At 62.1% G+C, this 13,439-nt stretch carries 9 protein-coding genes; 7 read left to right on the forward strand and 2 right to left on the reverse strand.

Annotated elements, in window-relative coordinates; translation table 11 throughout:
- Positions 1 to 210: 210 nt before the first annotated feature.
- The 5 genes from M1B34_RS20265 to M1B34_RS20285 all read left to right on the forward strand — a co-directional run bounded on the left by M1B34_RS20265 (position 211) and on the right by M1B34_RS20285 (position 8,416).
- Complete coding sequence (locus M1B34_RS20265) at positions 211 to 1,674, forward strand: glyceraldehyde-3-phosphate dehydrogenase (RefSeq protein ID WP_123330703.1); 1,464 nt, start codon at positions 211 to 213, stop codon at positions 1,672 to 1,674.
- A gap of 658 nt (positions 1,675 to 2,332) precedes the next feature.
- Positions 2,333 to 3,544 carry an HlyD family secretion protein gene (locus M1B34_RS20270; RefSeq protein ID WP_268263045.1) on the forward strand — a complete coding sequence of 404 codons (1,212 nt, stop codon included), beginning with the start codon at positions 2,333 to 2,335 and terminating at the stop codon, positions 3,542 to 3,544.
- Positions 3,541 to 4,791: a hypothetical protein gene (locus M1B34_RS20275; protein WP_268266063.1), complete on the forward strand. Its 1,251-nt coding sequence runs from the start codon at positions 3,541 to 3,543 to the stop codon at positions 4,789 to 4,791. The genes M1B34_RS20270 and M1B34_RS20275 overlap by 4 nt, the downstream gene beginning before the upstream one ends.
- A 1-nt stretch (position 4,792) precedes the next feature.
- On the forward strand, positions 4,793 to 6,937 hold the full coding sequence (locus M1B34_RS20280) for a glycosyltransferase family 2 protein (protein ID WP_268263047.1): 2,145 nt from the start codon (positions 4,793 to 4,795) through the stop codon (positions 6,935 to 6,937).
- A gap of 9 nt (positions 6,938 to 6,946) precedes the next feature.
- The gene (locus tag M1B34_RS20285; protein ID WP_268263048.1) at positions 6,947 to 8,416 is read left to right on the forward strand and encodes an efflux transporter outer membrane subunit; all 1,470 of its coding nucleotides are present in this window, start codon (positions 6,947 to 6,949) and stop codon (positions 8,414 to 8,416) included.
- A 9-nt stretch (positions 8,417 to 8,425) separates the two neighbouring features.
- On the opposite strand, the gene tcuC is transcribed toward M1B34_RS20285, so the two are convergent.
- The gene (gene tcuC / locus M1B34_RS20290; protein WP_268266064.1) at positions 8,426 to 9,724 is read right to left on the reverse strand and encodes an MFS transporter; all 1,299 of its coding nucleotides are present in this window, start codon (positions 9,722 to 9,724) and stop codon (positions 8,426 to 8,428) included.
- A 332-nt stretch (positions 9,725 to 10,056) separates the two neighbouring features.
- Here tcuC and M1B34_RS20295 point away from each other — a divergent pair, with 332 nt between their 5' ends.
- A complete protein-coding gene (locus M1B34_RS20295; RefSeq protein ID WP_341870554.1) occupies positions 10,057 to 11,034 on the forward strand; it encodes an FAD:protein FMN transferase in 978 nt (325 codons plus the stop codon).
- Between the two features lie 201 nt (positions 11,035 to 11,235).
- Entirely contained in the window at positions 11,236 to 12,630 is a 1,395-nt protein-coding gene (sthA, locus tag M1B34_RS20300; RefSeq protein WP_078471222.1) for a Si-specific NAD(P)(+) transhydrogenase, read from the forward strand.
- 42 nt (positions 12,631 to 12,672) lie between these two features.
- Here the strand turns inward: sthA and M1B34_RS20305 are convergent, their stop codons facing one another.
- Complete coding sequence (locus tag M1B34_RS20305; protein WP_123330715.1) at positions 12,673 to 13,395, reverse strand: glycerophosphodiester phosphodiesterase; 723 nt, start codon at positions 13,393 to 13,395, stop codon at positions 12,673 to 12,675.
- Positions 13,396 to 13,439 lie beyond the last annotated feature (44 nt).

Consider the following 13,439-nt stretch of genomic DNA (forward strand, 5'->3'; position numbering starts at 1 on the left):
TGTAGTGCCGAATCGGGGTTGGGTTACGGAGGGTTACAGACAAGGTGCTGAGCTGTTCAAAAAATTGACGCTCCTGGAGGCCCCGGTTTTACTGGCTTTTAGCGCGGTGTTATTTTTTTGCAAGGGTTTTTGTTACTGATCCCACGACAGGCGCGCATTGCTACGGGAGGGACACGGCGGCATAATGTAGCCCCTTTTTTCTGCCCCTACATGTGGAAGGTTCCCGTGACTCAGAAGCCCGACCAGTGTCTTGGTGAATGGATCGACCGTGAAGCACTCGCAGAAGCGATGATTCCGCTTATCGGTCAGCTGTACCGCAATAACAATGTGGTCAGCTCGATCTATGGCCGCAGCCTGATCAACCAGTCTGTCATCGCGATTCTCAAAGCTCACCGCTTTGCTCGCCACCGTTCCGCCGACGACAGCGAACTCTCCGTCCACGAAACATTCCCACTGCTCAAAGCCATGAGCGAGCTCAAGCTCGGCGCGGCTTCGGTAGATTTGGGCAAGTTGGCGTTCAAATTCCGCAACGAAGGCAACGGCCGCACCGCCGAGCAGTTCGTCCGCGAAGAAATGGCTGACGTGGTTGGCCAGCAAAACGCTTCCGCACGCAAAGGCACCGACGTTGTGCTCTACGGCTTCGGTCGTATCGGCCGTCTGCTGGCGCGCATCCTGATCGAAAAAACCGGTGGCGGCGACGGCCTGCGTCTGCGTGCCATCGTGGTGCGCAAAGGCGCCGACAACGACCTGACCAAGCGCGCCAGCCTGCTGCGTCGCGACTCGGTGCACGGTTCGTTCAACGGCACCATCACTATCGATGAAGAAAACAACACCATCACCGCCAACGGCAACCTGATCCAGGTGATCTACGCGAAGAACCCGACCGAGGTGGATTACACCCAATACGGGATCAAGAACGCGTTGCTGGTGGACAACACCGGTGTATGGCGTGACGCCGACGGCCTGGGCCAGCACTTAGCCTGCCCGGGTATCGATCGCGTGGTGCTGACCGCTCCCGGCAAAGGCAAGCTGAAGAACATCGTTCACGGCATTAACCACGCCGAAATCACCGCTGACGATAAGATCGTTTCCGCGGCGTCCTGCACCACCAACGCCATCGTGCCGGTGCTCAAGGCCGTCAACGACAAGTTCGGCATCATCAACGGCCACGTTGAAACCGTTCACTCGTACACCAACGACCAGAACCTGATCGACAACTTCCACAAAGGCGATCGCCGTGGTCGTTCCGCTGCGCTGAACATGGTAATCACCGAGACCGGTGCTGCCACCGCTGCTGCCAAGGCCCTGCCTGAGCTGGCCGGCAAGCTGACCGGTAACGCGATCCGTGTTCCGACGCCGAACGTGTCGATGGCCATTCTCAACCTGAACCTTGAGAAAGCCGCCACCCGTGAAGAGATGAACGAGTACCTGCGCTACATGGCGCTGCACTCCGATCTGCATAAGCAAATCGACTTCGTCAACTCGCAGGAAGTGGTGTCCACCGACTTCGTTGGCTCGCGCCACGCCGGTGTAGTGGACGCTGAAGCGACCATCTCCCAAGACAACCGCGTTGTGCTGTACGTCTGGTACGACAACGAGTTCGGTTACAGCTGCCAGGTGATTCGCGTGATGGAAGACATGGCCGGTGTAAACCCGCCAGCGTTCCCGCGCTAAGCCTTAGCCGCTTATGAAAACGCCCCGACTTGTCGGGGCGTTTTTTTTGCGGTGATGCAGGACAGGCGAAGCGTTGGCGAGGGTTTTATATCGTTTTAATCTGGGAAATGGTTTGCTCAGAACCCACTTCGCAGTTGCTGCTTTATATCGATTGGGTATTTATAAAAAAACGCCGATTAAAAATAAGTACTTGTCGCGGTTCTGTTGTTTTGTTTATTTGTTGGATCCAGGTTATATGTCGGCATCTAATTGGCGCCATTAATTTGATCGGTGGCCAGTGCTTGACACTGCTTGGCGGCTGAACTTAGTGTCGCCTCTGACAACGCCCGGCATGCCCCGGGACAGAGATGTCAATGTGCCTTGTTCTGTTGATCAGGCGCACTTCCTACTTCCTGCCAGTATTGAGTTTACGAATGTCATAGACAGTGCACTTGCCTGTTCTGACCTTATATAGCTCCCCAAAAAGACGGGAATCTCATTCCTGCTCATCTCATAAGAATCACCACTAAGCCAACGGCTGTTTTGGGTTGTCTGGTGTATTGATTTTATTTTTCTGATAACGCCTGCCTGATGCATGTGCGGTTCTGGAGTGTTGTTGCCTGCCATTGGCGAGCAACTACCACAGGCTGTGTTTATGGGTTTAGTGGGAGCGTCAGACATGGTGCAAGCAGGCTCAAAGTTCTTTTCGCTATCCCTGTTGCCCCGCTTGGTGGGGTTGGGGGTTCTGGCTTTTATTCTCTGGCTGTTGCTGTCCACCCTGTTGATGCCGCTGGTATCGGCTTCGGCCACCCGGGCGATCCTGAATGCGCCGGTGATTTTGCTGACGACACCCATCGACGGTGTGGTCAGTGCCCTTAACGTCAAATCCGGCAGCGCCTTCACCCGAGGGCAAAGCATCGCCCTGGTGGAAAATCCGCGGGCCAATCAGGAAACCCTGCTGACCCTGCGCACCCGCCGCCTGAGCCTTGAGCAGCAGTTATCCTCATCACGCAGCCAGTCAGAGCACGACCAGCAGTTCTACCAGGCCCTGGAGAAAACCAGCCTGGAGTACCAGTCGGCTTTCCACACCCGCCAGCTCTACACCCAGAAAGCCCTGCGCGCCGAAAGCAGCGCCGCCAGCGCCCGTTTGCAGGACGCCCGGGAGACAGTGGAGCGCAACCTCGAGCTGTTCCGCCAGGGTGCGGTGAGCGGGGCGATGGTGGCTTCGTCGAAAGCCCAACTGGCTTCGCTGCAAGGCGCCGCCGAGTCGATTCGCTCGCAGTTGGGCATCAGCAGTGGTGATCTGAACGCGGCCAATCAGCAGGTCTACCTGGACCCCGACCAACTGCGCATGTTCGATCTGCGGGCGCAAATGGTCACCTTGAAATTGAGCCTCGAAAACCAGGCGCGCAACCGCGAGACCCTGGAGCAGGAACTGGAGCAGCTCGACGCCTTGATCGAGGCCGAGAACACCCGGGTGAAACTGATGGTCGGTTACGACGTGGTGGCTTATGCGCCGGGCACGGTGCAGGAGTTGCTGGCCCCCCAAGGCACCTTGGTGCGTGCCGGCGCCACCTTGCTGCGTGCCACCAACTGTGGGGAAAGCTATGTGATTGCGGTATTCCCCGAGCGCATGGCCAGCAAGATCGACCGCGACAGCGTGCTCACGGTGCGGATTCGCGGCTTGTCGGAGCCGTTGAAGGCCAAGGTGGCGCAACTGTTGTCCAGCTCCTCGGACATTCAGGCTGGCACCTACAGCGTGCCGTTTCCTTATGCCGAGCAGAATTCGGTCTACGTGGTCGGCACCTTTGCCGAGGACCTCAGTGAGGCGCAGCGGGCGATGGTCTGCAAGCCGGGGCTGTGGGCGTCCGCCGAGGTATCGGGCCCATGAGCTGGCGCCTGATCTGGCCGGTTCTCGCGGGGGTGCTGCTGATGCCGATGACCAGGGCCGGCTGGGCCGAACCTGGGCGCCTGCAGTTGGCGGACCTGACCTGCGCAGCCCTGGATAGTGCGGTGCAGGCCCAGGGCAACGGGCCGCTGCTGCTGGCCAGCTACCCTGCGCTGGACCTGCCGCCGACCTCGATCCTGGCGTTGCGCGGGGTGGCGTTCACCTACGACAACGCTCTGGCCAGCATTGCCCTGTTCGCGTGCGGCAAGCCGGGGCCGGCGCGGCAGATTGCCGATGCCCTGGCCTTTGCGGTGATGCACGACCCGGAATATCAGGACGGGCGCCTGCGCAATGCCTATGCCTCGGGGCCCGTGGCCACGCCCGCGATGCGCTTGCCGGGGTACTGGAGCGTCGAACTCAATGCCTGGAGCCAGGATGCCTATCAGGTCAGCAGCGCCACCGGCAATCAGGCCTGGGGCGCGCTGGCGCTGTTGGAGGCCTATCGCCAGACCCGTGAACCGAGCTACCTGGCGGCCGCGCGCCGCTTGCTGGACTGGGTGCGGCAGAACACCTACGACTCGCGGGCTCCGGCGGGGTTTAGTGGTGGCTTGTATGGCTACTTTCCCCGGCAAGTGCGTCAGGGCTGGAAGTCCACTGAACACAATGTCGACCTGGTGGCGGCCTGGCACGCCTTGGCGCAGTGGGTGCCTGATGCTGACGCCAGCGCTCAGGCGCAGATCGCCCGGCAGTTTGTGCAAAGCCAATGGGACGAGACCCAGGGCCGCTTTTTGATCGGCACCGGTGAAGATGGGCAAACCTCCGATCGTCTGCGCTCCGGCCTGGATGCGCAGATCTGGCCGCTGCTGGCGGTGCCCGAGCCCCCGCAGGACTGGCGCCGGGTGTTCGCGTTTATCGACCGTGCCCATCGTTTCGGCGAAGGCTACGGCTTCAACCGCGACCCAGACGGCCTGTGGACGGAGGGCACCGCCCAGGCTGCGGCGGTGGCGCGGCTCAGTGGCCTGCAGGGCCAGGCCAGCCCGCTGTGGCGGGTGCTGTTGGCGCAACAGGCCAGCCAGGGCTGGCTGTTTGCAACACCGCAAGCGCGTATCGGTACCGGGCTGGCCATAGGTCCGGACTCTGTCGGCAATGACTTTTTCTATTACCACCTGCCTCACCTGGGTGCCACGGCGTGGGCGGCGATTGCCGCGACCGGTGTCAACCCGTTTACCGGATCACGAGAGGCTGACTGACATGCAGGCACTGGACTCGCTGCAACTTGTGCAAATCAACGCCTGGACCCTGGCGGCAGTGGTGCTCTTCAGCTGCTTGACCCGCCGCGAGCAATGGGGCGCGCGGGCCGGGTTCGGCGCGCTGACGGCGTTGCTGCTGGTCAACTATGCCGTGTGGCGAGTGCGCGAGACCTTGCCCGACAGCGGCTCTGGCTTTGCCACGGTGTGGGCATACGCCTTTGTGTTTTTCGAGATGCTGGCCATCGGATACACCCTGTTTTCCATCCTGGTGATGCTCTGCCGCTCTGATCATCGGGCCGCCGCCGATGCCGGTGAGCAGCGTTTGCGGGCGGCGGGGCGCGGGGTGCCAGCGGTGGATGTGTTTATCGCCACCTATAACGAAGGCCTGGAGATCCTGGAAAAAACCATCATTGCCGCCCAGGCCATCGACTACCCGAATTTCACCCTCTGGGTGCTGGACGATACCCGTCGCGACTGGCTGCGCGACTACTGCGCCGAAGTGGGCGTGCACTATGCTCGGCGCCCGGACAACACCCACGCCAAGGCCGGTAACCTGAACAATGGCTTGCGTCAGTCCGCGGCCTTGAGCAATGCGCCGTACATCTTGGTGCTGGATGCCGACTTCGCCGCCCAGCAGCCGATACTCATGCGTACCCTGGGGTTGTTCGATGACCCTCGGGTCGGCCTGGTGCAGACGCCGCAGTTCTACTACAACCCCGATCCGATCCAGCACAACCTCGGCTCCTCGATGTGCTGGGTGGACGAGCAGCGGGTGTTCTTCGATGTCTTTCAGCCGGCCAAGGATGGCTGGGATGCGGCGTTTTGTGTGGGCACGTCATTTGTGGTGCGGCGTGACCTGATCAACCAGATCGGCGGCTTTCCCACCGGTTCGGTGTGTGAGGACATCTACACCACCTACCGCTTGTTGCAGCAAGGCTACGTGACGCGCTGGCTCAATGAGCGGCTGTCCATTGGCCTGTCGGCCGAAGGCTTGACCGAGTACATCAACCAGCGCTCGCGCTGGTGCCTGGGGACTGTCCAGGTAGCGCTGCTCAAGGACGGCCCGCTGCGCGGCCGGGGCTACAGCCTGAACGATCGACTGCATTACCTGCATGGCCTGATGCACTGGTTCTCCAAGCCGTTCATCTTGATGATGCTGGTGTCGCCGGTGCTCTACTGGTACTTCGGCATCGCCGGGTTCTATGCCACGCCTGGGGATTTCCTGGTCCATGGCCTGCCGGCGTTGATCGCCTTCTGGGGCTACGGCACCTGGGTCACCGATCGGCGCACGTTGCCGGTGTTTACCGAGGTGACGCAGATCGTCGCCTCCCTGGCGGTCACCGCGACCCTGGCCAGCGCGCTGCTGCGACCGTTCGGGCGGCCGTTCAAGGTCACTGCCAAGGGCCTGGACCGGACCCACACCGTTGTCCACTGGAAGTTGTTCGGTTTTTTCCTGACGCTGACTCTGCTGGCCCAGGCCGGGGCCTTTATCGCCATCAGCACGGCCGCTTCCTTCGACGGCAACATGCTGTTCAACCTGTGCTGGACCGTGGTGGCGCTGATCTACAACCTGGCCACGCTGGTGGCCTGCGTGGACCGTCCGCGGTTGCACGGCGAGGAGCGGTTCCCCTTCGACAAGCCCACGGGCTTGCGCCTGGCGGATAAAGTCCTGCCTGGGCGCCTGCTGGATATTTCCCTGAGCGGGGCCTCGCTGTCCTGTGCCTTTGCTCGTTCGATCAAGCCTGGCGTCAAGGGCCAGTTGTGGATCAACAAGCTCGGCTGGCTAGGGTTTGAGGTGATGCGCAATCACGGCAGTGACCGGCTTGGCGTGCGATTTGTCGAGTTGAACGAGGGCTTGCGGCAACGCTTGATTGCCCGTCTGTTCAGTGATGCCAGCATCAATGTGGTCAGCAAGGCGGAGCCGGCCCAGGCCTTTGGCACCTTGTTGCGACGGGCGCTGGTTGGGGAAAAAGCCACTGCGCCAATACCTGCGCGTGCGCCTCGGGCGGTGCCCGCCAGCGTGTTGCCGGTTGTGCATGCGCGGCGCTCGGCCAGGCGACCGCTGGCGCCGATGGTCAATCTCACAGGGGGTGTGTGGGGCGCGTTGCTGGCGCCGTTGCGTGCCTTGCTCGGTCAGCGTTTCTAGAGGTGAACCATGCACACTTGCCTTGCTTCGACCTGCGTGATGTCCGTGCTGTTCTTGACGGCCTGCTCCCTGGAGCCCACCTATGAAAAACCGGATGCGCCGATCGACGAACAATGGCCGGCGGCGTCCCTCGACAGCTGTTGCAACGCCAAGGAGGCGTTCGACCGGGACTGGCATGGGTTTATTCTCGACCCGCGCCTGCGCTCGCTGATTGAGTTGGCCCTGGATAACAACCGTGGCTTGCGCCAGTTCGCCGCCAGTGTGGAAGAGGCCCGGGCCGGGTACGCGGGGACCCGCTCGGGGTTGTTTCCGTCCCTCGGCATCGACAGTTATGCCGGGCGCAGCAAGTTGCCGCCGCTGGTACGAACCCCGGGCGGTGGCGACAGCGCCGGCAGCATCGCCAATACCTTTCAGGTCGGCGCGGGTTTTACCTCGTACGAGTTGGACCTGTTCGGGCGCATTCGCAGCCAGAGCAACGCCGCCGGGGCGCGTTTCGAAGCCTCGGAAGCGGACTATCAGACGGCGCGCCTGGCGTTGATCGGCGAAGTTGCCAGCACCTGGCTGACCCTCAAGGCCAGCCAGAACCTGCTGGACCTGGCCCAAAACACCTATGACGCGCAGAACCGCTACGGCGAGCTGTTGCGCAAGAGTTTCAACCTGGGCTCCAGCGCCCGCATCGATGTGCACCAGGCGGATGCGCAAACCAACACCGCGGCGGTGCAGGTCAATACTTATCGCATGCAGGTGGCGCAGAACCTCAATGCGTTGCGGGTGCTGGTGGGCCAGCCGGTGCCGCCGGCCTTGCTGCCGACAGGGTTGCTCGGCGAGTCCCTGGCCACGGCCGATGTGCCGGCCGGCTTGCCGTCGTCATTGTTGGAGCGGCGGCCCGACATCATGGCCGCCGAGGCGCTGTTGCGCGCGGCCAATGCAGACATCGGTGCCGCTCGTAGCGCTTACTTTCCGACGTTCTCCCTGACCTCGGCGCTGGGCAGCCTGAGTGGCGACTTTTCCCGCTTGCTGAGCGGGCCGGCGCAGTTCTGGTCGGTGGCCTTGGCCGGCTCCCTGACCCTGATCGACGGGGGCGCGCGGCGGGCGCAGGTGGATGCCAGTCGTGCGCGCTTCCAGGGGCAGGCTGCCGCTTACGAAGCCACGGTGCAAAACGCCTTTCGTGAGGCCGCCGATGCGTTGAACGCACGCCAGGAAATGCTTGCCCAGGTCGCGTTTCAGAAGCGTCTGGTCGGTGACTATCAGGAAGCCCATCGGCAGTCGCGACTGCGCTTCGAGGGTGGCCTGGACAGTTATTTTTCCACCATGGATGCCCAGCGTTCGCTGTTCGAGGCCCAGCAGAAATGGTCACAGATGGAGCTGGCGAGGGAGATCAATCAGGTCAGCCTGTACAAGGCTCTGGGGGGCGGCTGGAGTCAGTCGCTGAAGGTTGCCGGAACGACAGGGGCCGGGCCGCAACGGCTCAGCCCCTGAAGACGCTGGTCAGGCGTTGCTGACGGTGGCCGCCTGGGCGGTGCGCAGCGCATGGCGGTTGCCGCGGAACAGCACCAGGGTGGCGATCAGCCCCAGCACCGCTGCGCCGCTGAGCCAGATACCGGGCGCGGCCTTGTTATCCAACACGTGGATCAGGTACGTGCAGGCCGCCGGCGTGAAGCCGCCAAAGGTCGCGGTCGCCAGGCTGTAGGCCAGGGAGAAACCGGTGGTGCGCACTTCCACTGGCATGATTTCGGTGAGGGCCACCACCATGGCGCCGTTGTACGAGCCATAGAGGAAGGACAACCACAATTCCACCAGCAGCAAGTGGCTGAAGCTCGGGTTGACCACCAGCCAGGACAGGGCCGGGTAGGCCGTCAGGATCGCCAGGATGGTTGCGCTCAGCAGCAAGGGCTTGCGCCCGATCTTGTCGGAGAGGGCGCCCATCACCGGCAGCCAGAAGAAGTTCGACAGGCCGATGCACACCGTTACCAGCAGCGCGTCGAGGTCCGACAGGTTCAATTCGGCCTTGCCGAAGGTCGGGGTGTAGGCCGTGATCAGGTAGAACGACACGGTGGTCATCACCACCAGGGCCATGCCAGCCAGGACGATGCCGAAGTTCTGACCGATCGAGCGGATGATTTCCTGCAGGGTAGGGCGATGTTTACGCGCTTCGAACTCCGGGGTTTCTTCCAGAGAACGGCGAATCATGAAAATCGCCGGAACGATCATGCAGCCCACCAGGAACGGCACGCGCCAGCCCCAGTCGCCCATTTGCTCGGGGCTCAACCAATGGTTCAGGCCCACGCCCAGCAACCCGGCGAAGACCACCGCCGCTTGTTGGCTGGCGGACTGCCAGCTGACGAAAAAGCCTTTGCGACCCGGGGTGGAAATTTCTGCCAGATAGACCGAAACCCCGCCCAGTTCAACGCCTGCGGAAAAGCCTTGCAGAAGGCGCCCGAGCAGCACCAGCAGCGGTGCGGCGACGCCCAGGGTGGCGTAGCCGGGCACACAGGCGATGAGCACGGTGCCGGCGGCCATCAGCATCAGGGTGATGATCAGGCCCTGACGCCGGCCGTGGCGGTCGATGTAGGCACCGAGGAAGATCGCCCCCAATGGGCGCATCAGGAAGCCGGAGCCGAAGGTCGCCAGGGACAGCATCAACGACGCGAAAGCGCTGTCGGCCGGGAAGTAGGCCTTGGCAATGGCCGTGGCATAGAAGCCGTAGACCATGAAGTCGAACATTTCGAGGAAGTTACCGCTGACAACGCGAAAGATCGCCTTGCCTTTGCCCGTGGTCGTGGACATTTTTTTCACTCACTTTGGCTGTCTTGTTAGCAATCCATGGTCGTTACTCGTCCTCACTGCAACGTTGCGGCGCAGGGCTGCACGGTGGAGTATATTTGTAACAATATGTGTAGAGGAGCGTTCAGGCAATAAAAACCGTTAGCTACCTAGTGATTGGTCCAGTGCGCGAGTTAGAGCGGTTAGTGGCGAAATAGCGGGGCGGAGCCGGCTTCCGTTTGTCGCATAATGGCCAGTGTTGCAACATCAGGGCCGTGGCTTTCGGCCCCTGTACGGGAGAGCGGGTCTTGGTGGTTGAGCAAGGGTGGCGAGGGGCGGTTCTCGCATGGCTGGCGGTGTTGCTCGGGGGCTGCGGCCAGGGCGCGTCCCTGGAGCAGATCGGCGGCCCGACCATGGGCAGCCACTATTCGGTCAGCTACGTCCGGGAGGCCGGGTTGGCCGCTCCCGGCGACGTGCAGGGCGAGGTGGAAAAGATCCTCGCCGAGGTCGGCCAGCAGTTATCCACCTACCGCAGCGATTCGCTGATCGAGGTCTTTAATCGGTTGCCGGCCAACAGCTGCCAGGCGATGCCCGAGCCGGTGCTGCAATTGGTGCGGGTGGGCGAGGGGTTGTCCCGGGAGAGCGCCGGCGCTTTCGATTTGACGGTCGAGCCGTTGCTCAACCTGTGGGGTTTTGGTCCGCAAGGGCGCGAGGAACAGGTTCCGAGTGCGGCGGCCCAGGCCGAGATGCACCAGCGCGTCGGGCACGGCCATCTGCGTATCGACGGCGATCGGCTGTGCAAGGATGCGGCGGTGGAAGTGGACTTCAACAGCATCGCCGCCGGCTACGCCGTGGACCGAATCGCTGCCAGGCTGGTGCAGATGGGGATCGCCAATTACCTGGTGGAAGCCACCGGCGAACTCAAGGCCGCCGGCAGGAAACCCGACGGTGCGCCTTGGCGCATCGCCCTTGAGGAGCCTCGGGATGATCGGCAGGTGGCGCAGCGGATCATCGAACTGGACGGTTATGGCGTCTCCACCTCGGGGGATTATCGCCATTACTTCGAACAGGGTGGCCAGCGCTATTCACACACCTTCGACGCCCGCAGCGGCAAGCCGGTGAACCACGCCCTGGCCTCGGTCACGGTGATTCATCCTTCGGCGCTGATGGCCGATGGCTTATCCACCTTGTTGCTGATTCTCGGCCCTGAGCAGGGTTGGGATTACGCAGAAAAGCACGATATCGCAGCATTTTTTGTGATTCGTGCCGATACAGCTTTCGTCACACGCAGCAATCCACCCTTCGAGCGCCTGTTTGGCGGGCCAAGGCCCTGATTCTGTGCGCCTCCGTGCGGCCTGTAGTGAAGGCAAAAGTAGCCTACGACGCGACCAAGGGTTAATGTGCGCGGCGTTGACGCTTCTATAGACTGTGCCCGGGTTCGTGACCGAGCCAAATTGATCCTTCATGCCGCTGGCCGCGGCATGATTTAGCCGGAGGCGCCAGAAGGGTGCCTCGGCCTGTTCTGAGGAGTACGCATGGCTGTCTACAACTACGACGTAGTGGTGCTGGGCTCAGGCCCCGCTGGAGAAGGTGCGGCAATGAATGCCGCGAAAGCAGGACGCAAAGTGGCGATGGTCGATAGCCGTCGCCAGGTCGGCGGTAACTGCACCCACCTGGGTACCATTCCGTCCAAGGCCCTGCGTCACTCGGTCCGCCAGATCATGCAGTTCAACACCAACCCGATGTTCCGGGCCATTGGCGAGCCGCGCTGGTTCTCCTTCCCGGACGTGCTCAAGAGCGCCGAGAAGGTCATCTCCAAGCAGGTGGCCTCGCGCACCGGTTACTACGCCCGCAACCGGGTCGATGTGTTCTTCGGTACCGGCAGCTTCGCCGACGAGCAGACCATTGAAGTGGTTTGCGCCAACGGTGTAGTGGAAAAGCTGGTGGCCAAGCACATCATCATCGCCACCGGTTCGCGTCCTTATCGCCCGGCCGATATCGATTTCCACCACCCGCGTATCTACGATAGCGACACCATCCTCAGCCTCGGCCACACCCCGCGCAAACTGATTGTTTACGGCGCCGGGGTCATTGGTTGCGAATACGCTTCGATCTTCAGCGGCCTTGGGGTGCTGGTGGAGCTGGTGGATAACCGCGGCCAGTTGCTCAGCTTCCTGGATTCGGAGATTTCCCAGGCCCTGAGCTACCACTTCAGTAACAACAACATCACCGTGCGCCACAACGAGGAATACGACCGCGTTGAAGGCCTGGACAACGGCGTGATCCTGCACCTGAAGTCCGGTAAGAAGATCAAGGCCGACGCCTTGCTCTGGTGCAACGGCCGGACCGGCAACACCGACAAGCTGGGCATGGAAAACATCGGGGTCAAGGTCAACAGTCGGGGCCAGATCGAGGTGGACGAGAACTACCGCACCTGCGTCCCGAACATCTACGGCGCCGGTGACGTGATCGGCTGGCCAAGCCTGGCCAGTGCCGCCCATGACCAGGGTCGCTCGGCGGCGGGCAGCATCGTCGACAACGGCAGCTGGCGTTTCGTCAACGACGTGCCGACCGGGATCTATACCATTCCCGAGATCAGCTCGATCGGTAAGAACGAGCAGGAACTGACCCAGGCCAAGGTGCCTTACGAAGTCGGCAAGGCCTTCTTCAAGAGCATGGCGCGGGCGCAGATTGCCGGCGAGCCGCAAGGCATGCTGAAGATCCTGTTCCACCGTGAAACCCTGGAAGTACTGGGTGTGCACTGCTTCGGTTACCAGGCGTCGGAGATCGTACACATCGGCCAGGCCATCATGAGCCAGCCGGGCGAACTCAACACCCTGAAGTACTTCGTCAACACCACCTTCAACTACCCGACCATGGCTGAAGCCTATCGGGTAGCGGCGTACGACGGCCTCAACCGGCTTTTTTGAGCGGCTCCGGCCGGTGGCCTGAGCCGGCCGGGGAGACCGATTTCAGTAATTCTCGAGGGTGGCAGTGGCCAAACCGGGAAAGTCTGTAATCAGGCTATCTACGCCGAAGTCGGCGAGCCTGCGCATCAGCGCGGGTTCGTTGACGGTCCATACCGACACATGCAAGCCCTGGCGCTGCGCCCGTTGCAGGCGCTCCGGGGTGCACAGCGTCCAGTTCAACGCCAGAATCTCGCAGCCATAGCTTTGCGCGACCTTCAACGGGTCGAGCCAGGCGTATTCGGCGACCAGCCCACGGGACAGGTCGGGGGTCAGGTCGACCGCCGCCTTGAGCACTTCCCGGGAGCTTGAGGTCACGGTGACTTTGTCCAGCAGGCCGAAGCGCTGGGCCATCTCGCGAATCGCCAGCACGGTGGTGGCGGCGCGGGTGCGGGAGGCGCTCTTGACCTCCAGTTGCCAGTGGTCGAAGTCGCACTTCTCGAACAACTCTTCCAGGCGTGGAATGGGGCAGGGGTTGATCCAGCCCGGGCCGCCCTTGCGCGCGTCGTAGGTCACCAGTTCGGCTGCGCTGTGCTCCACTACCTTGCCGCGGCGTTCGGTGGTGCGTTTCAGGGTCGGGTCGTGGATCACCATCAGCTCGCCGTCCTTGGACAGGTGCAGGTCGAGCTCGCAACGGCGCACGCCGTGTTTAAGGCACTCCTGAAAGCTGGTCAGGGTATTTTCCGGTGCTTCGCCTTTAGCGCCGCGATGGCCATAAATCAGGGTCACGTTTGCTCCTTAACGCAGAGGGTTACAGCAGGTGTTCTTGGGGG

This window comes from Pseudomonas morbosilactucae, assembly GCF_023241715.1.
GTDB classification, from domain to species: Bacteria; Pseudomonadota; Gammaproteobacteria; order Pseudomonadales; family Pseudomonadaceae; genus Aquipseudomonas; species Aquipseudomonas morbosilactucae.